Source organism: uncultured Alsobacter sp., assembly GCF_945952055.1.
Taxonomy (GTDB): domain Bacteria; phylum Pseudomonadota; class Alphaproteobacteria; order Rhizobiales; family Beijerinckiaceae; genus Alsobacter.
This window is the reverse complement of record NZ_CAMFHB010000074.1, coordinates 1-22574: the sequence shown is the minus strand read 5'-3', so window position 1 is coordinate 22574 and position 22574 is coordinate 1. Positions and strand designations below refer to the sequence as shown.

Below are 22574 nucleotides of genomic sequence, written 5' to 3'. Positions count from 1 at the left end.
GGGAGGGAGAACGCGCTCTACGAGCGAGAATCAATTGTGTGCATGTCGAAGGGCTTGGCCCGGGCATCCACGACTTTGCCGGGGCCATACCGAAGTCGTGGATGGCCGGGCCAAGCCCGGCCAGGACGCGGAGAGGGAGGTGCTGGGTAAACGACCAATAGGTTCACACGCTGCGAGCAGCTCTCGCAGCAGCCGGGCCGACGGACGATGAGCGCGCAGGCGTCAGAAACGAGGCACGCCCCCCGCCTCAGAACGCCTCTTCCCAGCCGCGGGAGAGTTTCACGGCGGCGTTGATGAGGCCGACCATGGAGTAGGTCTGGGGGATGTTGCCCCACAGCTCGCCGGTGTCGAGGTCGGCGTCCTCGGAGTAGAGGCCGAAGCTGTTGCGGCGGGCCAGCAGGCGCTCGAAGAGCACGCGCGCCTCGTCGCGCCGCCCGATGGAGGCGAGCGCGTCGACGTACCAGAAGCCGCAGATGAGGAAGCCTGTCTTCATGTGGCCGAAGTCGTCCTCCACCGCGTAGCGCAGCAGCAGGTCGCCACGGCGCAGCTGCGTGCCGATGGCCTCGACCGTCGCGACGAAGCGTGGGTCGTCCGCCCGCAGGAAGCCGAGCTCGGCCAGCAGCAGCGCCGTCGCATCGAGGTCCTGCCCGCCGAAGGTGGACACGAATACGCCGAGGTCCCGGTTGAAGGCGCGCTCCTCGATGACGGCGCGCATGCGCTCCGCCTCTCCCCGCCAATGGGCCTGTCGCTCCGTGCGGCCCATCGCGCCGGCGATGCGGGCCAGGCGGTCGCAGGCGGCCCAGCACATCACGCTGGAGAAGGTGTGCACCGCCTCCTTGGTGCGCAGTTCCCAGGGGCCCGCGTCCGGCTTGTCGAAGACGTAGGCCGCGCGACGCCCGAGCTTCTCGAGATGGGCGAAGAGCTCCTCGTTGCCGGGGCGCACCATGCGCCGGTCCAGAAACGCGTGCGTCGAGGCCAGCACCACGCTGCCGTAGACGTCGTTCTGGATCTGCTCGGCGGCGGCGTTGCCCACCCGCACCGGGCCCATGCCCCGGTAGCCGGGCAGCGCGCGGGCGATGCGCTCGTCGAGGTCGGGCGTGCGCGTGATGCCGAAGAGCGGCGCGAGGTCCTCGGGACGGCCGGGCTCCTCGGCATCGTCGACCAGGTTGGTGATGAAGTGGAGGAAGTCCTCCATGGTGCGCGTCGTGCCGAGCCGGTTGAGCGCCTGGATCACGAAATAGGCGTCGCGCAGCCAGCAGAAGCGGTAGTCCCAGTTGCGGCCGCTGTCCGGGGCCTCGGGGATCGACGTGGTGAGCGCGGCCACAATGGCGCCGGTCTCCTCGAACTGGCAGAGCTTCAGCGTGATGGCGGCCCGGATCACCGCGTCCTGCCATTCGAAGGGGATCGACAGGGAGCGCACCCAGTCGCGCCAGAAATCGACAGTCTTCTCCAGGAACTCCCGCGCCGTGGCGTCGACCTCGGTGCGCAGCGGCTCGTCGGTGCCGAAGAAGAAGGACACCTCCCGCTCCAGCGAGAAGGGCGCCTCTTCCGTCACGTAGGAGATGGGCGCGTCGGTGGTGAGGCGCAGCGTCAGGTGCGGGCCGACATAGCGCACGTGGTTGCTGCCGCGCGTCTCGTCCGGCGTGCGGGCGCCCCATTCGAAGCGCGGGCGCAGGCGCACCCTGATGCGCGGCCGCCCGCGCAGCGGCCGCACCCGCCGCACGATCTGCGGCGGGCGGAACATGCGGTCGAGATGGCGGAAGCGCGGGGCGAAGTCGGTGATCTCGATGGCGTTGCCGCGCTCGTCCTCCATGATGGAGACCAGCACCGCGGTGTTCTCGATATGCCGCTGCTCGCAGCGCGTCATGCCGAGAAGCTCGATGGCGAAGTCCCCTCCCCGGGCGTCCGCGTCCTCGTCGCCGCCCAGCAGCCTGCAGAACACCGGGTCGGCGTCGAACCTGGGAAAGCACGACCACACGATGCGCGCGCGCCGGTCGATCAGGGCAGCGAGCATGCCGTTGCCGATCAGGGCGAGATCGAGCGAGGAGCGGTCGTCAGTCATCCGTCATGTCTCCCATCGGCCGTTCCGATCGGAACGGCATGGTTTCGTCGTTCGCGGCACCGGGCAGCGGGAACGGGCACTGGCCCGTCTCCGCCCAGCGCCGCAGCAGGATCGCGAGGGCCGCCGGGCCCGAGACGCGGAGCGGCGCCCGGGTTTCCCCGTCCCCCACCCGCACCGCCAGGCCCCCACGGGCGAGCACTTCGGCAAAGCCTTGCTCGTCCGTATCGTCGTCGCCGATGAAGACCGCCGTGCGGCCTTCATAGGGCGGCTCGGTGAGAAGGCGGGCAATGGCGCGCCCCTTGCCGGTGCCGGCGCGGACGATCTCGAGCACGGCCTTGCCGGTCTGCAGGCGCCATTCGGGCCCCAGCGCGGCCAGCGCGGTGCGTGCCAGGCCCTCCGCCGCCGGGCGAAACTCCGGCGCGAGCCGCCAGTGCACGGCCACCGAGGCGCCCTTGTCCTCCACGATCAGGCCCGGCAGGGGCCGCGCCCCGTCGGCGAGGCGCGCGACTTCGGCCCGGAAAGAGGGCGTGATCGCCGGCTCGGCGATGTCCCGCCCGGCCACCCGGATCACCGCCCCGTGCAGGCCGGCCACGTCGAACCGGTGCGGCGCCAGGTAGCGGTCGACCACGTCGACCGGTCGTCCGGTGACGATGGCGAGCGCGCCGCCGAGCCGCTCCGCGATGGCGTGCAGGACGCCCGGCAAGGCCGGGTCGACGCGCACCGCGTCCGGCGCCGGCGCGATGTCGACGAGCGTGCCGTCGAAATCGAGGAACAGGGCCGGCGCGGCGCTGGCGTGACAGGACGCGGAGGTCATGGGCATGGGTGGACCGTCGGTAGCGTGTCAGGCACCAACCGGCGACGGCCGTGTTCCGTTCACGGCCCTGGGCGGCGGCGCGACCAGGCGCGAGATCCGCTGGCGCTTGCGCAAGCGCGAGGCGTCGAGAAGCATCTGGCCCGCCCAGCGGTACACGTTGCGGGCCCGCACCTGCTCGCGCATCAGCCTCATGCGCTCCTGCTGCTCCTGCTCGGGCATGACGAGAGCCTGCACGAAGGCCTCGCCCATGGCATGGGTGTGGTAGGGGTTGACGATGAGCGCCTCCCCCAGTTCGCGGGACGCGCCGGCAAAGGCCGAAAGCACCAGCACGCCCTTCTCGTCGTCGCGGGCCGCCACGAATTCCTTGGCGACCAGGTTCATGCCGTCATGCAGGCTCGACACGACGCACAGGTCCGCGGCGCGGAACAGCGTGAACACGTCCGCTGGCTCGTGGTGTTCGGCCACCAGCACGATCGGGCCGGCAAACGCCCCGTCGCCGCCGTGGCGCGCGTTGATGTCGCCGGCCAGCGCCACCGCCTCGTCCTGGAGGTTGCGGTAGCTCGCGAGCTTGCTGCGCGTGGGCGCGGCGATCTGCAACAGGGCGAACTTCCCGCGCCACTCGGGATGGTCTGTCAGGAAGCTGTCGACCGCCTGCATGCGGTCGATGATGCCCTTGGTGTAGTCGAACCGTTCGATCCCCACGGCCAGGCGGATGTCGGCCGGCAGGCCATGGCGTTCGCGCACCTCGGCGCGGCATTCCGGCACGGGCTTGGCGGACGCCAGCGCGGTCGGAGGCCACTCGATCGAGATGGGATAGGGCCGCACCACCGTATCGTGCCCGCCCAGCGCGATCGACGCCGTGTCGCGGTCGATGCGGCTTTCCATGAACCGGTCGACCGTGTCGAAGAAGTTGTTGCAATGGAACTGGGTGTGGAAGCCCAGGATGGAACTGCCCAACAGGCCGTCGATGATCTCCTCGCGGTAGGGGCAGATGCCGAACGTCTCCGAGTTCGGCCAGGGAATGTGCCAGAAGGTCACGATGGTGGCCTGCGGCAGCCGCTCGCGCAGCATGCGGGGCAGCAGCGCGAAGTGGTAGTCCTGGATCAGGATGATGGGGTCGGGCCGGCGGGCCTCGGCGGCCACCGCGTCGGCGAACTTGGCGTTCACCGCCTTGTACATGGCCCAGTCCGACTCGCGGAACACCGGGCGCACGAACGCGATGTGGCATAGCGGCCAGAGGCCCTCGTTGGCGAAGCCGTAGTAGTAGCCGTCCTGCTCCTCCTCGCTCAGCCAGACACGGCGCAGCGTGTAGGACGGCTGCTCCGGCGGCACCGCGACGCGGTCGGCGGAATCCACCGTCGCGCGGTCGGCCGAGCCGCTGCCATGCGCCACCCAGGTTCCGCCGCAGGCCCGCATCACCGGCTCGAGCGCCGACACGAGGCCGCTCGCCGGCCGCTGCACGTTCACGCCCTTCGACGTCTCGTTGTGGATGTAGGGCTCGCGGTTGGACACCACGATCACCTCGGAGCCCGGCAGTTCGTTGGCGAGCGCCACGGTCAAGGTCTCGGGCGTCCACTCGGTGTGGGTGGCGTCGATGCGCTTGCGCACGAAATCGAGTTCGTCGAGCGCCTTCTGGATGTCCTCGCCCACGCCCAGCAGCGCCGGCTGCTGCGGCGGGGTCTTGCCCTCGCGCAGGTCGTCGATGGCCTGGCGCAGGAGGCCGAGCCAGTGGCGGGCGAACATCAGCGCGAGCAGCGCCGCCAGCGCCGCCGCGATGAGCGCCACCAGGACGAAGGCGAGCACCAGCCCTGCCCTGAAGCGTGACACCCGGGTGGTGGAGAAGCCGAGGTCGTGCACGAGCACGACGCGACCATAGGGCGGCAGCGGGAACGCGTTGACGGCGATCGTGCCGCCCGCCGTCGGCAGCGTCAGCGCCACTTCGTCCGCGCCCGCGGGCAGGGTCGAACAGGCGAAGCGCTCCTGCATCTGGCGCGAAGCGGACCGCATGGTGCCGCCCGCGTCGCACAGCCCGGCCGCGATGAGCCGCTGGTCGTCGGCGATCCGCTCGAACAGCGCCACGAGGCGGTCGGAGTCCCCACGCTGGGCGAGTTCGGCGACCTGGTCGCGCATGGAATCGAATGCCAGGCGCGAGCGCATGTCGACGTCACGCCGGCTCCACCGGTCGAACATCCCCGTCGCAACCGGCAGCATAGCCCCGACCAGGACCAGCCCGCCGAGAAAGGCGGCGCCGAAGATCACCGGCATCCGACGCCAAAACGACCAATCAATCACCATTCTTGAATACCTCCGCCCCACCAAAACGCGCGACCAGCCAAAACGAAGCAGCGAACGTTGCAGTTTTTGGAGGCAGCGCGGCCTCAACCGGGCCGAAGCGTGGCGCTCGGGTGGCAGCGGCCTTGATGTGCGCGCACCGGTGAACCCACGCGGGCGAGAGGCGTGGTAACCGTTCGTGGCAAGCTCGATTGAGTTTAAGCCATCGTGACTGCTAAATGAATTAAGTCTCTGCAACGGAGTTCGCGCGCGTGGCTCAACCCGCTCCTCGGATCGGCATCATCGGAACGGGACTGGCCGGCAGCGTGCTGGCGGCCGAACTGTCGCGCTGGGCCTCGGTCACGGTGCTGGAACGCGGCCCCGCGGTACCGGCCTACCCGGACCGGGTCGTGTCGTCCGAGCGGCCGTTCGGCCTGTATCCGTCCTTCTGCTACGGGCTTGGCGGCACCACCAACCTCTGGCACGGCGGCATGATCGCCATGACGCCGTCGGAGTACGGGCCGCACTGGCCGGCCGCCGTCCGCGACGACCTCGGGCGCTGGCAGGATGCCTTCTTCGAGCGCCTGTACGGGCGCGATCGGCTCGAGGCCTGGAAGGCGCTCCGCCAGGGCCAGAAGGACCAGGACCTCCTCGTCGACTACCTGTTCAGGCCCGTGGAGGCGCACCACGCGGCGCGGTCCGACAGCTTCCGCCTCGTCGACCTGCGGCTGGGCCATCGCGTCACGGCGTTGCGCGAGGCCGCGGATCGGGTCGTGGTCGACGGGACCGTCGGCGGCCAGGCCTTCAGCCTCGCCTTCGACCACGTCGTGGTGGCCGCCGGCGGCCTCAATTCCCCGCTGATCCTGAAGGCCAGCGGCCTCGGGGGCGAGCAGGTGGGCCACAACCTCACCGATCATCCCATGGGATTCGTCGCCAAGGTGACGCGGCGGCCGGGCTCCAAGACCTTCGACGCCATCAAGCGCCTGCCCGAAGCCGAGGGCGTCCTGAAGATGCGGGACGAGGAGACCGGGCTGTGGTTCTCCTTCTATCTCCGGCCGACCTCGACGCCCGAGATCACGTCGGACCCCTATGCGGACTCGTTCAAGGTCCTGGGTTCGGCCGGCCGGCTCCAGCAGTATGTCCAGGCCATGCTCAAGCTGGACGACGCGGATTTCCGCAGCCAGGTCATGGCGCACCTGTTCAGGCGCAAGCGCACGGGCGAACATGCCTATGTGCTGGTCGTCGCGCAGCAGGAAGGGGTCGGCCAGGGTTCGGTGGAGCCGGCCGGACCCGAGGGCCTGCGCGTGCGCTGGACCGTCTCCGACGCGGTGGTCGCGGGGCTGAAGCGCTCGATGGCCCGGCTCTCCGACTGGCTCGACGCAGACCTCAAGGTCGCCCCCGGTGACCTGCGGGACCGTCTGTGGAGCGCGGCCCACCACAGCGGCACCTGCCGCATGGCGCCCTCCCCGGCCGACGGCGTCGTGGACACCGACCTCAAGGTGCACGGCAGCGCCCGCGTCTTCGTCTGCGACGGCTCGGTCCTGCCCGCGACGGGCGTGTCGAACACCGGGCTGACGATCGGCGGCCTGTCGCTGCGCCTCGCCGACCACCTGCGCCACGCCGCGCTGGAGACACGGCCGGCCACGGCGCGCGGCGCCACGCCGGCCGAGATCCTGGTGACCGGCGCGGCCGAAACGCTCGGGCGGGTGATCCTGCCGACGCTCGACCGGGCGGGGCTCGGCTGGGCCGCCGTCGCGGACCGCGACCCGCTGCCCGCCGGCCTTTCGCCGCCGCCGACGGCGCTGTTGAACATCGCCAACGACGCCGGCTCGGTCGAGGGCAACGTCGCGCTGCAGCAGCGCATCGCGCGGGAGGCGGACGCGGCGGGGATCGGCACGGTCGTGATGCCGATGAGCTTCTCCACCCTCGTCACGCCGGCCCCGGCCGCCGGCGACCCCGCGGCCTTCAACCTGGGCTTCTCGTCCAACCTCGAAGACCCCTACTCGCTGGGCAAGTTCGAGAGCGAAAAGGTCTGGCTGGACTGGCAAAAGGCGAAGCCCGGCCGCAGCCTCGTCCTGCTCTATTTGCCGACCGTGCTGGGGCCGAACTCGGATTGGACGCGCGCCATCGCGGGCTATCGGCCCGGCCTCAGGCTCCACGTGCCCCGGATCGACCCGTTCTTCGCGGTCAGCGAGGCCGCCGTGGGCGAGGCCGTGCTGGAGTCCGTCCGGAACCGGCCTGACGGTGTCGTCCGGCGCGCGGTCCTGACGCATGCGGGATCGCTGGCGGACGCGATCGCCCTCGATCGCGGCGCGGCCACCGTCCACGAGGTGACGCTTCCCAAGCGCGCGCGCCGGCTGCTCGAGACCAGCATGCAGCAGCGCAAGGTCGGCCGCCTCGTGTCAATCGGGCAGAGGATCACCGACCGCGTCCTCCGCCTCGTGCGCGACGAGGCCATCGTTCCGATCGCGCCCGACTATCTCGGCCTGTTCTCGGCCCAGTCCAGGATCGACCCGGACGTGTTCAACCGCTGAGCCGCTGCAAGGGCTGCGTCAGCTTTCCCCGGGCCCATGGGCGCCGCGCGCCTCGTCGGGAAACAGCGAGGCCAGCCCTTCGAAGGACGCCGCGCAGACACCCCGGTCCGTGATGAGGGCGGTCACGAGATGGGCTGGCGTGACGTCGAAGGCAAAGTTGGCCGCCGGGCTGCCTGGCGCGACGATCTCGACGGTGGCCAGCGACCCATCGGGCAGGCGCCCGGTCATGTGGGTGAGTTCGGTGGCGTCGCGCTCCTCGATCGGGATCTCGCGCACGCCGTCGCGCAGGGTCCAGTCGATGGTGGAGTGTGGCAGCGCCACGTAGAACGGCACCGCGTTGGCATGAGCCGCCAGCGCCTTCAGGTAGGTGCCGATCTTGTTGCAGACGTCGCCTCGTGAGGTGGTCCGGTCGGTGCCGACGATGCACAGGTCCACCTTGCCGTGCTGCATCAGGTGCCCGCCGACATTGTCGGCGATGACGGTGTGGGCGACGCCGTGGGCGCCGAGCTCGAAGGCCGTGAGAGAGGCGCCCTGGTTGCGCGGCCGCGTCTCGTCGACCCAGACATGGACCTTCACGCCGCGGTCGTGCGCCATGTAGATGGGCGCCAGCGCTGTGCCCCAGTCGACCGTCGCGAGCCAACCGGCGTTGCAATGGGTGAGGACTTGGACCGTCTCGCCCGGCTTGCGTGCCGCCACCGCCTCGATGAGCCCGGCCCCAGCCTCGCCGATTCGCCGGCAGGTCTCCACGTCGTCCTCGCAGATCTCGGCCGCCATGGCCCAGGCCGCGGCGGGGCGCTGCGACGGCGCGAGGCCGCCCAGTCCGGACCGCAGGCGATCGAGGGCCCATCGCAGGTTCACCGCCGTGGGTCGGGTCCGGTAGAGCGTGTCATAGGCCGTCGCGAGATGCCGGTCGGAGGCATCCTCGGTCATCGCGATGGCCAGGCCATAGGCGGCGGTGGCGCCGATCAGGGGTGCGCCGCGCACCACCATGCTGCTGATGGCGTCGGCCACGGCGGCGGTGCTGTCCAGCCTGCGGACGGCGAAGCGGTGCGGAAGAAGCGTCTGGTCGATCACCTCGACCGCGCCGCCGTCCTGCGCCTCCCAGATGGTGCGGTAGGCCTTGCCGTCGATCCTCATGCCGAAATCCGCTTCTCCGAAACCGATGGTGCCTTCGCGTCCCGGCGGCAGGAGCCCGAGGCTGCCGTCGCTCAGCCGCGCGGCCCGCGTCCCTTCCCGGCCGGGCGCCGGGGCGACGGCGAGGGCGGCACGGGCTTGTCGCCGCCTTTGCCGGGCCGCGGCCTCTTCGGGGGCGCGGCGGAGGTCTTGGCGCGCTTGCGCCGCCCAGCCCCCGGAGGCACGGCAGGCGCCGGCGGCGAAGCGACGGCCTCGGGCGGGGTGACGGGGCGGCGGACCGCCTCCGGCGGCTTCTCGGCCCGCCGCTCCTTCTTGCCCTGGGATGCCGGGCGGTCGAGCACCGCCACCTCGGCGGGGCGCGGCGGCTCGGCGGGAGCTTCGAGGTCCGGCGCCTGGCCATAGCTCATCAGCCGCATCTTCTCGAGCACCTGCGCCATCTGTTCGGCCGTGAGGACCGAGGGCTCCCCGATGGCCAGGGCGTGGACATACATCTTCGCCAGCGTCTCGACCTCGACGGCCCGCCACATCGCCTTCTCCAGGCTGTCGCCCAGCACGATCAGCCCATGGTGCCCGAGCAGGCAGGCGAAGCGGCCATCCAGGGCCTCCAGCGCACGATCGGAGAGCTCCTGCGTGCCGAAGCAGGCATAGGGCGCGCACCGCACGTCCGTGCCGCCGGCCACCGCGACCATGTAGTGGAAGGCGGGGATGCCACGCTCATGCACCGCCAGCGTCGTGGCGTAGACCGAGTGCGCGTGCAGCACCACCTCGACGTCGGGGCGAGCGGCCAGGATGTCGCGGTGGAAGCGCCATTCCGACGAGGGCAGCCGGCGGCCGCTGTAGGTGCCGGCCACCGACATCTCCACGATGTCCTTGGGGCCCATCGCGTCGTAGGCGAGGCTGGTCGGGGTGATCAGCAGGCCGCCCGGCACCCGGTGCGAAAGATTGCCGGACGTGCCCTGGTTGAGACCTTTCCGGTTCATGTCCCGGCAGGTGTCGATCATCGCTTCCCGGATATCGCGGTGGGTGACCTTGGCCATGGCTCGTCTCCGGCTCGCGCGCGCCGACAAAGGCTTAAGGCAGCCGCGGGGACGGCGCAAATGGACAGGCCTCCGCGACCCGCCGGCCCGCGGGTCGGCACAGCAAGCAATGACGATCGCCGCTACAGTACATATTCGAATGAACTGTTTGCGGTTGCCGATCAAGCCTTCGTAGAGAGGACAATTCCGTGTCGCATGACGAATGAGATCGGCTAAGATGACGCCATGACGAGCCGCACGCGCAAGACATCGACCCTTTCGCTGAGATGGCGGCTCGTGTCGATTTCCGTTGCGGCGCTGCTGCCCACGATCGGCGTCCTGCTGCTCAACGAAGCGGCCCTGCGCCGCTCGAGGGCCCAGGAGGTCAACGAGCTCGCGCTGCGCAGCGCGAGGCTGGCCAATTCGGAGCTGACCCGCATCATCGAGGGCGTGCACAGCGTCCTGTTCACCGCGGCGACTCTGCCCGACGTGCAGCGTTTCGCGCCGACCTGCCCGATCTATCTCGGCGCCATCGAGACCGAACTGGACCAGCTCGTCTCGCTGCATGCCGTGGACATGGCGGGGGAGCTGCGCTGCAGCGGCCCCCAGGATGCGGCCGCCACGGTCCTGAAGTCGAAGTCCTGGTATCGCGAACTGGTCCAGACGGAGGGCCCCGCCGTCGGGCGATACACGGCGGGACCCGGGCTGCCCAAGCCGTTGCTCCCCGTCGCCTGGCCCCTGCGCGACGGCGCGGGACAGAGGGTCGGCACGCTGATCGCCGGCATCGACCTGGTCTGGCTCGGCGGACGCCTGAAGGAACGCGGCCTGTCGCGCGGCGGTGCCCTGACGATCGCGGACCAGGACGGCATCATCATCACGCGCGATCCCATGCCCGACCGTTTCGTCGGCACCCGGATCCCCGACCCCTTCCTGCGGCTCGTGCGCGGCACGGACGCGGGAACCGAACCGGTGATGAGCCAGGACGGCACACAGCGGGTCATCGGCTTCGTTCCGGCGAAGGCCTCGGGCATCTCGCTCTACATCAGCGCGGGCCTGTCGCAGGACGAGAGCTTCTCGGCGATCGACCGCGCGACGCTCTACAGCCTGTTGTCGATCCTCCTGGCCGGCGTCCTGTCGCTCGCCATCGCCTGGTGGACCGGCGAACGCTACATCCGGCGCCCGGTGGGCGTGCTGCTCGGCCGCATCCGGGCCTGGTCTCGCGGCGAGGAGACGAGCGCCGACGGGTTTTCGGCCGGGTCGACCGAGGTCGCGGAGCTGTCGGAAGCCTTCGACAGGATGATCGGCGAGATCAACCGGCGCGAACAGGACCGCACGCTGCTGCTCAACGAGCTGGAGCACCGGATCAAGAACACGACCAGCATGATCCAGTCGATTGCCCACCAGACCTTGCGCGGCGAGGTGCCCCCGGCGTCGATGGCGGCCTTCAACGCACGGCTCGTCAACCTGTCCCGCGCCCACGAGGCGCTGACGCGCTCGTCCTGGACGAGTGCGGACCTGCGGGACCTGGTGCTCAGCACGGTCGGGCTGCAGCCGTCCGGACGGCGCGTGAGCCTGGACGGTCCCACCGTCGAGCTGCCGCCGAAGGCGGTGCTGGGCCTGGCCCTGGTCCTGCACGAGTTGATGACCAACGCCACGAAATACGGCGCCCTCTCCGACGACCAGGGGCGCGTGGACGTGCGCTGGACGGTGGCGCCGCGCGAGGAGGACGGCCAGACCCTGGAACTCGTCTGGGATGAACGCGAGGGACCGCCGGTGGCGCAGCCGAGCCGCAAGGGCTTCGGCACGACCGTCATCGGCCGCGCGCTGTCGGGCGAGCTGGAGGGCAAGACCACCATCGACTATCGGCCGTCGGGCCTGCTCTGCCGGATCCAGATCAGGCTCCCGGCGCCCGTGCCCGCGGCGGCACCGGCGACGACCTTCGCGCATTGAGGCCCGGGGGCGTCACGCCCCTGCCAGAAAACCCATTGTTCGGCGGGCTGCGTTCTGTTTTATGGATGCATGAGCCACCTGAACCTGCACCACCTGCGCTACTTCTGGGCCATCGCCAAGGAAGGCGGCCTCACGGCCGCGGCACGGCGGCTCAACCTGTCGCAGTCCGCCTTGTCGACGCAGTTGAAGCTGCTCGAGGACCAGCTCGGACAGCCGCTCTTCGAGCGCCGCGGCAAGAGGCTGGAGCTCACCGAGGCCGGGCGGATCGCCCTCGAGCACGCCGACAGCATCGTGCGCACCGGGGAAGAACTGGTCGCCACCCTGCAGGGGCGCGGCCGGACGACGCGGCAGATCCTGCGCGTGGGCGCCATCGCCACCCTGTCGCGCAACTTCCAGATGGAGTGGCTGCGCCCCCTGAGCGGCCGGCGCGACGTCGAACTGGTGCTGCGCTCGGGCAGCCTGCGCGAATTGCTGGCGCAGCTCGACGCGCTCGCCCTCGACGTGGTGCTGTCGAACCTCGCCGTGCCCCGCGACGCGCAGACGGGCCACACCAGCCAGCTCATCGCCGAGCAGTCGGTGAGCCTCGTCGGCCCGCCCGCGCCGGAGGTCCCGCCCTTCCGCTTTCCCCAGGACCTGGACAAGGTCCCCGTCCTGCTGCCGAGCCTCGACAGCAGCATCCGTGTCGCCTTCGACCTGGTGATGGAGCGCGCCGGCATCGTGCCGCTCGTCGCGGCCGAGGTCGACGACATGGCCATGCTGCGCCTGCTGGCCCGCGAAGGCGCCGCGCTGGCGCTCGTGCCGCCGGTCGTCGTGCGGGACGAGCTGGCGCGCGGCATCCTCGTCGAGCGCTGTCGGCTGCCGGCCATCCGCGAGAGCTTCTACGCGATCACCCGGGCGCGCCGCTTCCCAAACCCGCTCCTGGAGGCGCTGCTCAGCGCGCCCGCCGCGCCAGATGCTCGCGACCCGGGGCCGACGTCAGGTCGAGGACGGGGCCGACCGGCACGATCCCGGTCGGATTGATGGTGCGGTGGCTCTCGTAGTAGTGGCCCTTGATGTGCACCATGTCGACGGTCGGCGCCACGCCCGGCCACTGGTGGAGGTCGCGCAGGTAGCCTGACAGCGCCGGGTAGTCGGCGATGCGGCGGATGTTGCATTTGAAGTGGCCGACATAGACCGGGTCGAAGCGCACCAGCGTCGTGTAGAGGCGCCAGTCCGCCTCGGTCGGCGCGTCGCCGCACAGGAAGCGGCGGTCCGTCAGCCGCGCGTCGAGCCAGTCGAGCGTCTCGAAAAGGGGGCCGATCGCCTCCTCATAGGCCTCCTGGGTGGTGGCGAAGCCCGCCCGGTAGACCCCGTTGTTGACGGTGGGGTAGATGCGCGCGTTGAGCGCGTCGATCTCCTCGCGCAGGTGCGCCGGGTAGGAGTCGCCGGCCAGCGCTCCCACGCCGTCGAAGGCGCTGTTGAACATGCGGATGATCTCGGACGACTCGTTGTTGACGATCGTCCGCCGCTCCCGGTCCCACAGGACGGGCACCGTGACCCGTCCGGAATAGTCCGGCTGCGCCGCCGTGTAGACTTGATGGAGCACCTTCGCCCCCGTCTCCGTGTCGGGAATGACGCCGGGGCCGTCCTCGAAGGTCCAGCCCTGCTCGAACATGCGCCAATGGACCACGGACAGGGTGATGTGCTTGTCCAGCCCCTTCAACGCCCGGAAGATCAGCGTCCGGTGCGCCCAGGGGCAGGCCAACGAGACGTAGAGGTGGTACCGCCCCGCCTGCGCCGCGAAGCCCCCCTCGCCGCTCGGTCCCGGCGCGCCGTCGGCCGTGACCCAGTTGCGGAATTGACTGTCCGCCCGCACGAACCGCCCGCCGCTCTCGCTCGTGTCGTACCACTTGTCCTGCCACACGCCGTCGACGAGCAGTCCCATGAGTCATCTCCTTGTTGGCGATGGTGCCGGAGGCTCCAGCGGATCAACCTGAAATCTCTCCGCCGTCATGGCCGGGCTTGGCCCGGCCACCCACGGCTTTAGAGCGGTCCCGGCAAAGGCGTGGATGCCCGGGCCGAAGCCCGGGCAGGACGGCGGAGAGGGAGAGCCTCTCCTATCCGACCTCGGTCAACCGCTCTGCCAGCCTCGTCCAATCGTCCTCGTATCCGGGCAGTCCGAATCGCAGCACGCCGGGCCAGCCCTCGAAGCGGCGGACGAGCACGCCCTGGTGCGCCAGGGCGGTGAACGCCTTGGAGGCGTCCGGCGTTCGCACGAACCGGAACAGCGGTGTCCCGCCGGCCGGCTCGAAGCCCGCCCCGGACAACAGCCGGTCCAGCCTCGCCGCGTCTCGCGCCAGCCTGGCCTTGGCTTCGTTCAGCCATTCGACGTCCTCGAGCGCGGCGCGCCCCACGGCCAGGGCCGGCCCCGAGACGGCCCAGGGCCCGAGTTCATGGTGCAGCCGGTCGGCCCCCTGGGGCATGACCACGGCAAAGCCGAGGCGCACGCCGGCAAGCCCGTAGGTCTTGCCGAAGGAGCGCAGCACGACCGTATTGCCCGGCAGGCGGGGAAGGATGCTGGCCTCGGGCGCCAGCACGTCGGCGAAGGCTTCGTCGATGACGAGGTGGGTGTACGGGTTCGCGCGGGCGAAGTCCCTCAGCCGGTCTGGTTCGACGAGCCTGCCGTCGGGATTGTTGGGGTTGACCACGACGGCCACCTGGGCGCCCGCAAGCGCATCCAGCGTATCGACCACGGCCACGGTGGCGCCGCTGCGCTCCCAGGCCTTGCGGTGCTCGGCGTAGCTGAAGCCGAGGATGCGAACGTCGCGCGCGGGACGCACGCGCGGCAGCAGCTGGATCAAGGCCTGCGTGCCCGGCGCGGCCACGACCATGTTGGGGAGAGGCGCGCCGTAGGCCCGCGCCGCTGCCGCTTCCAGCGCGGCAACGGCGGCCTGCTCCGGCAGCCGCGTCCAGGCCGACTGCGAAATCGGCGGGATGGGATAGGCAATCGGGTTGATCCCGGTGGACAGGTCGAGCCAGGGCTCCGGAGCGCCCTTGAACCGGGCGCGGGCAGCGGCGAGGTTGCCCCCGTGGACGGTGAACACGTCCGCGCCGGTGCTCTTGCCGGCTTCGCCTCCCACTGGCCCGGTCATGCTCGAGTCCTTCGTCACCCTTGCCCTCGCGGCCCTCGTCATCGAGGCCCTCGTCGGATATCCCGATGCTGTCTACCGCGCCATCGGCCATCCGGTCACCTGGATGGGCCGTGTCATCGGCGCATTGGACCGTTTGCTGAATCGCCCGCAATGGAGCTTCGAAGCGCGCCGCTGGGCCGGTGTGGCGGCTCTGGCGATCCTGCTCGGCGTCACGGCCATCGCGGCGCTTTCCCTCGCCGGCACCTTCGCGCGCTGGCCCGGCGGCTGGCTCCTCACCATGGTCGTGGCAGCCTCCCTGCCGGCCCAGCGCAGCCTGCACGACCACGTGAAGGCCGTCGCCGACGCGCTCGACGAGGGCGGCATCGAGGCCGGACGCAAGGCGGTGTCGATGATCGTGGGCCGCAACCCGGCGACCCTCGACGAGGCCGGCGTCTGCCGCGCGGCCATCGAGAGCCTCGCCGAGAACTTCTCCGACGGCGTGGTCGCCCCTGCGCTGTGGACCGCCGTGGGCGGACTCGCGGGCGGCGCCCTCTACAAGGCGGCCAACACCGCCGACAGCATGATCGGCCACCGCACCCCCCGACACGAGGCCTTCGGCTGGGCCGCCGCCCGGTTCGACGACCTGGTCAACCTGCCCGCCTCCCGCTTCTCGGCCGTCTGGCTGCTCGCCGCCTCCTGGATGGTCCCCGGCACCTCGCCCGCCGAGGGCTGGAAAGCCCTCCTCCGCGACGCCGGCCGGCATCGCTCGCCGAACGCCGGCTGGCCCGAGTCGATCGTCGCCGGCGTCCTCGGCCTCAAGCTCGCCGGCCCGCGCGTCTACGGCCAGACGCTCGTCGACGACGCCTACATGGGCGACGGCCGCCGCGAGGCGACGGTCGCCGACATCCGCCGCGCGCTGGTGCTCTACCGCGTGGCCTGCGCCGTCCAGGCCGGCGCGATAGCGATCATCGTGCTGCTGGCGCTGTAAGGCGATCCTCTCAGCCGCGCCGTTCAGCCTTTTTGTAAACCTCGTTTCGCTCGCGTTTTCCGACGGCCACGACGACCACCAGCACCTCTCGATCCCTCACCTCATAGACGAGGCGGTAGCCGGCATTCCGAAGCTTGATCTTGTAGCGCTCCTTGGCGCCGTGGAGCCGCGCCGAGGGGATCTTGGGATTTTCAAGCCGCTCAGAAAGCCTCGCCTTGAACTGGTCCCGCGTGACGCTGTCGAGCTTGCGCCATTCCTTCAGAGCCTCGTCCAGAAAGGCGAGCTCATAGGTCATCCAGCGTCACCTTGTGCATCGCCTGTCCCTCCCGGGCATCGGCGATCGCATTGAGCTCCAGATCCTCAAGCCTTTCCAACAAGGCCTCGTAGGCCGCTGCGGGCACACAATAGAATGCCGGTTCATTCCTATTGAGGATCGCGACCGGAAATCCTTCCCCCGCGGCGACTGTGCCCATCGGGTTCTTCTTGAGCTCCGACACGCTGGCGCTCGTCGAAGCAAGGATCTTGTGAGCCATGGAGAGCCTCCTAAAGAGCCCTCAATTTAGTACGCTAAACAGGTCTCGACAAGCTCACCGCGCCAGAGCCAGCAGCCTGTCGCAATCCACGTGCTGCTCCAGATGCTCGGCCAGGGCGTCGAGCACACGCTCCACACCGTCCTCGTAGGCCACCGCCGACGGCTCCGCGCCGATCCACGCCAGCCAGCGCGCCCGCTGGCGGTCGTCGGCGAAGAGGCCATGCACGTAGACGCCGCGCACCCGGCCATCCGGTGACGACGCCCCGTCGAACCGGCCGTCCGTGAAGCGCAGCACCGGGCGGTCCCGGTCGGGCCCGACGGTCTCGCCGATATGCATCTCGTAGCCGTGGAACGGCGCGTTGCCGTCGGTGCCGACGCCTTTCACGGCGTCAAGCGTCTTGGCCGCGGTCATCACCGTATCGACGGCCAGGAGCCCGAGGCCGGGCACGGTCGTCGCCTCGCCCTCCATGCCTGCGGGATCCGCGACGGAGCGGCCGAGCATCTGGTAGCCGCCGCAGATGCCGAGCACCCTGCCGCCGCGCCGCACATGGGCCGCGATGTCGACGTCCCACCCGGCCGCGCGCAGGGCCGCCAGGTCGGCAATGGTGGCCTTGGAGCCGGGCAGCAGCACGAGGTCGGTGTCGGCAGGGACGGGCTCGCCGTCGCGCAGCATCAGCACGCGGACGCCGGGTTCGGCCTGCAACGGGTCGAGGTCGTCGAAGTTGGAGATGCGGGGCAATACCGGAACGGCGATGGTCACAGGCGCGTCGGCGGGTCGGCGGCGCGTGTCGAGCGCCACCGCGTCCTCGGCCGGGAGCCTGGAGGCATCGCGGAAGAACGGCACGAGGCCCAGCGCCGGCCAGCCGCTTTTCTCGGCAATGGCCTCCATGCCGGCCGCAAACAGCGAAGGGTCGCCCCGGAACCGGTTGACGATGAAGCCCGCGATCATGGCCGCATCCGCCGGATCGATCACCGCCCGCGTGCCGACGATCTGCGCGATGACCCCTCCCCGGTCGATGTCGCCGACGAGCACCACGGGCGTGTCCGTGGCCCGGGCAAATCCCATGTTGGCGATGTCGTTGGCGCGCAGGTTGATCTCCGAAGCGCTGCCGGCACCCTCGACCAGCACGAGGTCCGCCTCCCCGCGCAGCCGGTCGAAGCTCTCGCGCACCGCCTCGAACAGCCGCGGCTTCCACGCCTGGTATTCGCGTGCCTTGGCGTTGCCCATGACGCGGCCCTGGACGACAACCTGCGAGCCGATCTCGCTCTGCGGCTTCAGCAGCACCGGGTTCATGTGGACGCTGGGCGCCACGCCGCAGGCCCGCGCCTGCAGCGCCTGGGCCCGGCCGATCTCGCCGCCATCGGCCGTCACGGCGGCGTTGTTGGACATGTTCTGCGGCTTGAACGGGCGCACGGTTAGCCCACGCCGGACGAAGGCGCGGCACAGACCTGCCACGAGCAGCGACTTGCCCACGTCCGATCCGGTGCCCTGCACCATCAGGGCGCGGGCGCGGCGCTCGCCCATCAGAACTCGATGCCCTTCTGCGCCTTCACGCCGGCGGCAAAGTGGTGCTTCACCAGCGTCATCTCGGTGACGAGGTCGGCTGCCTCGATGAGCGCCGGCTTGGCGTTGCGGCCCGTCACGACGACGTGCAGGTCCGGCCGGCGGGCCGAGAGCTCGGCGACGACCTCGTCGAGCGGCAGGTAATCGTAGCGCAGCGCGATGTTGAGCTCGTCGAGGACGAGGAGCCGGATCATGGGATCGGCCATCAGCTCGCGGGTCTTCTCCCAGGCCCTGGCGGCGGCGGCGATATCGCGGGCCTTGTCCTGCGTCTCCCAGGTGAAGCCCTCGCCCATCGTGTACCAGCGCACGAGATCGGGAAACCGCTCCAGCGCGTGGCGCTCGCCGGTCTCCCAGGCGCCCTTGATGAACTGCACGATTCCGACCGGCCAGCCATGGCCGAGCGCCCGCATGATGAGCCCGAAGGCGGCCGTGGACTTGCCCTTGCCGGGCCCCGTGTTGACGATGAGCAGGCCCTTCTCGGTGACGGTCTTGGAGGCCACCTCGGCGTCCTGCACCGCCTTGCGCTTGGCCATCTTCTCGCGGTGGCGGCGCTCGTCGTCGGTCTCGGGGGCGTCTGTCATGGCATCGATCCGGCTTTCAAGGGCGGCATCAAGAGCACGGGCCGCCGGGCCGGGCAAGAACGCCCGTTTTTCGGACGCCCGGGTTTTCCCGGACGACCTTGGTTTCATTGACCCGGGCGGCGGGCGCCTCTATCACAGGCACCCAGACGGTCCCCGCAAGGGGCGAACAGGGAATGCGGTGAGGACGGCGGCGACGCCATCCGATTCCGCGGCTGCCCCCGCAACTGTGAGCGGGTAGCCTCGCACCCGAAGGCCACTGGCCGCCACGGCGGTCGGGAAGGCGGTGCGAGGCGCCGATCCGCGAGCCAGGAGACCTGCCGTCGCACGAGAAGCTGGCTCCGGGCGGGGTGCCCCGGCGCGGCACGCGGTCGGTCCACACCGGCCCCGTGATCGGACGGTGCCATCGCGCCGCCCCTGCCCGCACCCGGTGAGACGCCGTTGCCGGACCGGGAGCCCGCATGCCTTCGACCACCATCCTCGTCTGCACCACGTGCAGGCACGCCGACGATCCCGCCGACGGCCCGCGCGCCGGTGCGCGGCTCTTCGACCGGGTGAAGGCGCTCGCCGAGGAGCGGGGCTGCGACGTGACGGTCGCAGGCGTCGAGTGCCTCAGCGTCTGCAAGCGGCCCTGCACGGTCGGCCTCTCGGCCGCGGGCAAGTGGACCTATGTGTATGGCGACTTCCCGGTCGAGACGGGCGCCGCGACGATCCTCGACGCGGCCGTCCTCTATGGCGAGGCCGGCGACGGGCTGATCCCGTGGCGCCAGCGCCCCGACGCCCTCAAGAAGGGCGTCGTCGCCCGCATCCCGCCCCTCGTTTTCCCCTTCGCGACTGCCCACAAGGAGGCCGCCGAATGAGCGCCGCCAGCACCCCGGCCAAGGTCCCCGTCACCATCGTCACCGGCTTCCTCGGCGCGGGGAAGACGACGCTCATCCGCAACGTGCTGGAGAACGCCGGCGGACGGCGGCTCGCGCTCGTCATCAACGAGTTCGGCGACGTCGGCGTCGACGGCGAGATCCTGCGCTCCTGCGGCATCGAGAGCTGCCCGGAGGAGAACATCGTCGAGCTCGCCAACGGCTGCATCTGCTGCACCGTGGCCGACGACTTCATCCCGGCCATCGAGGCCCTGCTGACGCACGAGAAGCGGCCGGAGCACATCATCGTCGAGACCTCCGGCCTCGCCCTGCCCAAGCCGCTCGTGAAGGCCTTCGACTGGCCGGCCATCCGCTCGCGCCTCACGGTCGACGGCGTCGTGGCGGTGGTCGACGCGGCCGCCGTGGCCGCGGGCCGCTTCGCCGACGATCCCGAGAAGCTCGCCGCCCAGCGCGCGCAGGACGAGTCGGTCGACCACGACAACCCGCTCGAGGAGGTCTACGAGGACCAGCTGCTCTGCGCCGACCTCGTGATCCTCAACAAGGCCGACCTCGTGGACGAGGGCGAGCGCAGCCGCGTCGCCGCCGAGATCGCCGGCACCGTGCCGCGGGCCGTCAAGGTCGTGGCCACGCACGAGGGCAAGGTCGCGGCCGACATCCTGCTCGGGCTCAACGCCGCCGCCGAGGACGACCTCGCGGCCCGGCCCTCGCACCACGATGCCGAGGAAGGCCACGACCACGACGACTTCGACACCTTCGTGCTCGACCTGCCGTCGGTGACGGATCCGTCGGCGCTGGCCGACAAGCTGGCCGCCGTCGCGGAAAAGCACGATGTGCTGCGCATGAAGGGCTTCGTCGCGGTCGAGGGCAAGCCGATGCGCCTCCTCGTGCAGGGCGTCGGCCGCCGCTTCCGGCACCATTTCGACCGGCCCTGGGCGCCGGGCGAAGCGCGTGCGAGCCGCATCGTCGTGATCGGCGAGAAGGGCATCGACCGCGCCGCCATCGAGCGCGACGTCAAGGCGGCGCTGGCCGCGGCCTGAGGCAGCCATGCACCTCCTGCGCACGGAGACGCGAATGCTCGACGAGGCGGCCGAGGCCGTCGACCTCGGGCAGTCTCCGGGCGACATCGTCTTCCTGTCCTTCACCGACAGCGACCTCGCGGCGGTGGGGGCGGCGTGGGACGCCGATCCCGGCCTTCCCTCGCTGCGCGTCGCGAGCCTCGCCCGCCTGAAGCACCCCTACTCGGTCGACCTCTACGTCGAGGGCGTCGCCCGCCACGCCCGGGTCGTGCTCGTTCGCCTGCTCGGCGGCCTCGACTACTGGCGCTACGGCGTTGAGGAGCTCGCCGCGGCGGCCCGGCGCGAGGGCTTCGCGCTCGCCGTCGTCCCCGGCGACTACCGCGCCGACGAGCGCCTCGACGCGGCCTCGACGTTGCCGAAGGACGATCTCGCCCGGCTCTGGGGTTGGTTCCACGAGGGCGGGCCTGACAACATCGCCTCGGCGCTGGCGTTCCTCTCGACGCTGGCCGGCCGGGAGAAGACCTGGCGCGAGCCGGCGCCGATGCCCGCCATGCAGGTCGTCGCGGCGCATGGCCGCCCCGGAACGGCGGGTGCCCCGCGGGCGCTGCTCGTTTTCTACCGGTCGCTGCTGGCGGCGGTCGATACAGCCCCGATCGCGGCCCTTGCCGACGCCCTCGCCGACCGCGGCTTCGCGGTTGACGCCGTCGCCGTCAGCAGCCTGAAGGATCCGGCCGCCGCCGAGGCGCTCGCCGCGCATCTCGCCGGCACGCCGCCGGACGTCATCGTCAACACCACCGCCTTTTCCGGCCGGGGCGACGGGGGAGCCTGCGTCCTCGACGCGGCCGACGCGCCCGTGCTGCAGGCGATCCTCGCCGGGGCGCGCGAGGAGGACTGGTCGGCCTCGCAGCGCGGGCTCGGCGCCGCCGACCTCGCCATGAATGTCGTGCTCCCGGAGGTCGACGGGCGGATCGTGGCACGCGCCGTCTCCTTCAAGGCCGAGGCGCCGGCCCGGCCGGAGCTGCAGCACCCTCGCCTCGAGCACCGCCCCCATGCACCCGGTGTCGCCGGCGTCGCGGACCTCGCGCTGGCCTGGGCGCGGCTTCGTCGGATGCCGCGCCGCCAGCGGCGGCTGGCCATGGTGCTGTCGGACTACCCCGCGCGCGGCGGTCGCTCCGGCTACGCGGTCGGGCTCGACACGCCGCAGAGCGTCGTTGCGATGGCGGCCGACCTCGCTGCCGCCGGGTTCGCCACGGATGGCCTTCCCGATCCAGCCACGGTGATGGAGCGGCTGACACACGGCGACATCGAGCCGGTTCTCGACCTGCCGGCATACCGGGCAGCCTTCAACCGGCTGCCGGAGGATTTCCGGACATCGGTCACCGGGGCCTGGGGCGAGCCGGAGGACGATGCCGATTGCCGCGACGGAGCCTTCGGATTCCGGATCATGCGCGCCGGCCACCTCGTCGTGGCGCTGCAGCCGGACCGCGGCCGGGCCGCCGACCGCAAGGCGGACTACCACGACGGCAGCCGCCCGCCACGACACGGCTACGTCGCCTTCTACCTGTGGCTCCGCGAACGAGAGGCGATCCACGCCCTCGTCCATTGCGGCACGCACGGCACGCTCGAATGGCTGCCCGGCAAGGCCGTGGCGCTGGCTCCCGACTGCGCCCCGCAGGCGGTACTGGGCCCGGTGCCGGTGATCTACCCGTTCATCGTCAACAACCCCGGCGAAGCCGCACAGGCTCGCCGGCGCATCGGCGCCGTCGTGGTGGGCCACCTGACGCCGCCCCTGGTGGAGGCCGGCAACCACGGCGCAGCCGCCGAGGTGGAAGCCCTCTTCGACGAATATGCCGAGGCCCAGAGCCTCGATCCGCGCCGCGCCCGCATTCTGGCCAAGGCGATCCTGGACCGCGCCGCCGAAACGGGCCTCGCCGCCGAGGCCGGCCTCGACCCCAACCTCGACCCGGAGGAAGCGCTGCAGCGCCTCGACGGCTGGCTCTGCGACCTCAAGGAACTGCGCATCGGCGACGGATTGCACGTATTTGGCCGCTCTGCGACTGCCGAGGCGAAGGGCGCCCTCCCTCCCCTGCAGGGGAGGGTGGATCGCGCGCAGCGCGAGACGGGTGG

General features: G+C 70.9%; 17 protein-coding genes, 1 pseudogene and 1 riboswitch. Of the genes and pseudogenes, 7 read left to right on the top strand and 11 right to left on the bottom strand.

The window, feature by feature from the left end:
* Window positions 1-247: 247 nt before the first annotated feature.
* From Q0Q47_RS29685 to Q0Q47_RS29675, 3 genes are read right to left on the bottom strand one after another with little or no spacing between them, the layout of a single operon-like run.
* A complete protein-coding gene (locus Q0Q47_RS29685) occupies window positions 248-2062 on the bottom strand; it encodes a glycoside hydrolase family 15 protein (RefSeq protein WP_293868592.1) in 1815 nt (604 codons plus the stop codon).
* Window positions 2055-2882, bottom strand: a complete 828-nt coding sequence (otsB, locus tag Q0Q47_RS29680; RefSeq protein ID WP_293868590.1) for a trehalose-phosphatase — start codon at window positions 2880-2882, stop codon at window positions 2055-2057. The genes Q0Q47_RS29685 and otsB overlap by 8 nt, the downstream gene beginning before the upstream one ends.
* Window positions 2883-2903: 21 nt before the next feature.
* Window positions 2904-5141 carry a trehalose-6-phosphate synthase gene (locus Q0Q47_RS29675; protein ID WP_293868588.1) on the bottom strand — a complete coding sequence of 746 codons (2238 nt, stop codon included), beginning with the start codon at window positions 5139-5141 and terminating at the stop codon, window positions 2904-2906.
* Between the two features lie 278 nt (window positions 5142-5419).
* Here Q0Q47_RS29675 and Q0Q47_RS29670 point away from each other — a divergent pair, with 278 nt between their 5' ends.
* Window positions 5420-7681, top strand: a complete 2262-nt coding sequence (locus tag Q0Q47_RS29670) for a GMC oxidoreductase (RefSeq protein WP_293868586.1) — start codon at window positions 5420-5422, stop codon at window positions 7679-7681.
* An 18-nt stretch (window positions 7682-7699) separates the two neighbouring features.
* Here the strand turns inward: Q0Q47_RS29670 and mtnA are convergent, their stop codons facing one another.
* Both mtnA and Q0Q47_RS29660 read right to left on the bottom strand, forming a co-directional pair.
* Complete coding sequence (gene mtnA, locus Q0Q47_RS29665) at window positions 7700-8818, bottom strand: S-methyl-5-thioribose-1-phosphate isomerase (RefSeq protein WP_293868584.1); 1119 nt, start codon at window positions 8816-8818, stop codon at window positions 7700-7702.
* 374 nt (window positions 8819-9192) lie between these two features.
* Window positions 9193-9852, bottom strand: a pseudogene (locus Q0Q47_RS29660) (class II aldolase/adducin family protein); the annotation flags it as partial.
* A 225-nt stretch (window positions 9853-10077) separates the two neighbouring features.
* On the opposite strand from Q0Q47_RS29660, the gene Q0Q47_RS29655 reads away from it, so the two are divergent.
* Both Q0Q47_RS29655 and Q0Q47_RS29650 read left to right on the top strand, forming a co-directional pair.
* Window positions 10078-11781, top strand: a complete 1704-nt coding sequence (locus Q0Q47_RS29655; protein ID WP_293868582.1) for a sensor histidine kinase — start codon at window positions 10078-10080, stop codon at window positions 11779-11781.
* A gap of 69 nt (window positions 11782-11850) precedes the next feature.
* A complete protein-coding gene (locus tag Q0Q47_RS29650) occupies window positions 11851-12801 on the top strand; it encodes a LysR family transcriptional regulator (protein ID WP_293868580.1) in 951 nt (316 codons plus the stop codon).
* Here Q0Q47_RS29650 and Q0Q47_RS29645 read toward each other — a convergent pair.
* Together Q0Q47_RS29645 and cobD are read right to left on the bottom strand one after the other, a co-directional pair.
* Window positions 12713-13705 (bottom strand): glutathione S-transferase family protein, encoded by a 993-nt coding sequence (locus Q0Q47_RS29645; RefSeq protein ID WP_293868578.1) that lies wholly within the window; start codon window positions 13703-13705, stop codon window positions 12713-12715. The two genes, Q0Q47_RS29650 and Q0Q47_RS29645, sit on opposite strands and share 89 nt — an antisense overlap.
* Before the next feature lie 172 nt (window positions 13706-13877).
* Window positions 13878-14912, bottom strand: a complete 1035-nt coding sequence (cobD, locus tag Q0Q47_RS29640) for a threonine-phosphate decarboxylase CobD (protein ID WP_293868576.1) — start codon at window positions 14910-14912, stop codon at window positions 13878-13880.
* Between cobD and cbiB the strand changes: the two genes are divergently transcribed.
* Window positions 14911-15879: an adenosylcobinamide-phosphate synthase CbiB gene (gene cbiB / locus Q0Q47_RS29635; protein ID WP_293868574.1), complete on the top strand. Its 969-nt coding sequence runs from the start codon at window positions 14911-14913 to the stop codon at window positions 15877-15879. The two genes, cobD and cbiB, sit on opposite strands and share 2 nt — an antisense overlap.
* A gap of 10 nt (window positions 15880-15889) precedes the next feature.
* Here cbiB and Q0Q47_RS29630 read toward each other — a convergent pair whose 3' ends face one another.
* The 4 genes from Q0Q47_RS29630 to cobO are packed head-to-tail and all read right to left on the bottom strand — an operon-like array spanning window position 15890 to window position 18556.
* Window positions 15890-16174, bottom strand: coding sequence for a type II toxin-antitoxin system RelE/ParE family toxin (locus tag Q0Q47_RS29630; protein WP_293868572.1), 285 nt, complete (start codon window positions 16172-16174; stop codon window positions 15890-15892).
* Window positions 16164-16412 (bottom strand): type II toxin-antitoxin system Phd/YefM family antitoxin, encoded by a 249-nt coding sequence (locus Q0Q47_RS29625; protein WP_293868570.1) that lies wholly within the window; start codon window positions 16410-16412, stop codon window positions 16164-16166. The genes Q0Q47_RS29630 and Q0Q47_RS29625 overlap by 11 nt, the downstream gene beginning before the upstream one ends.
* 54 nt (window positions 16413-16466) lie before the next feature.
* Window positions 16467-17909 carry a cobyric acid synthase gene (locus Q0Q47_RS29620; protein WP_293868594.1) on the bottom strand — a complete coding sequence of 481 codons (1443 nt, stop codon included), beginning with the start codon at window positions 17907-17909 and terminating at the stop codon, window positions 16467-16469.
* Between the two features lie 26 nt (window positions 17910-17935).
* The gene (cobO, locus tag Q0Q47_RS29615; protein ID WP_293868568.1) at window positions 17936-18556 is read right to left on the bottom strand and encodes a cob(I)yrinic acid a,c-diamide adenosyltransferase; all 621 of its coding nucleotides are present in this window, start codon (window positions 18554-18556) and stop codon (window positions 17936-17938) included.
* Between the two features lie 130 nt (window positions 18557-18686).
* Window positions 18687-18893, top strand: a riboswitch (cobalamin riboswitch).
* Between the two features lie 121 nt (window positions 18894-19014).
* Here cobO and Q0Q47_RS29610 point away from each other — a divergent pair.
* The 3 genes from Q0Q47_RS29610 to Q0Q47_RS29600 all read left to right on the top strand — a co-directional run.
* Window positions 19015-19413, top strand: a complete 399-nt coding sequence (locus tag Q0Q47_RS29610) for a DUF1636 domain-containing protein (protein WP_293868566.1) — start codon at window positions 19015-19017, stop codon at window positions 19411-19413.
* Entirely contained in the window at window positions 19410-20468 is a 1059-nt protein-coding gene (gene cobW, locus Q0Q47_RS29605; RefSeq protein ID WP_293868564.1) for a cobalamin biosynthesis protein CobW, read from the top strand. Before Q0Q47_RS29610 ends, cobW begins: the two co-directional genes overlap by 4 nt.
* Window positions 20469-20502: 34 nt before the next feature.
* On the top strand, window positions 20503-22574 hold a 2072-nt coding region (locus Q0Q47_RS29600; RefSeq protein WP_293868562.1), incomplete at its 3' end, for a cobaltochelatase subunit CobN.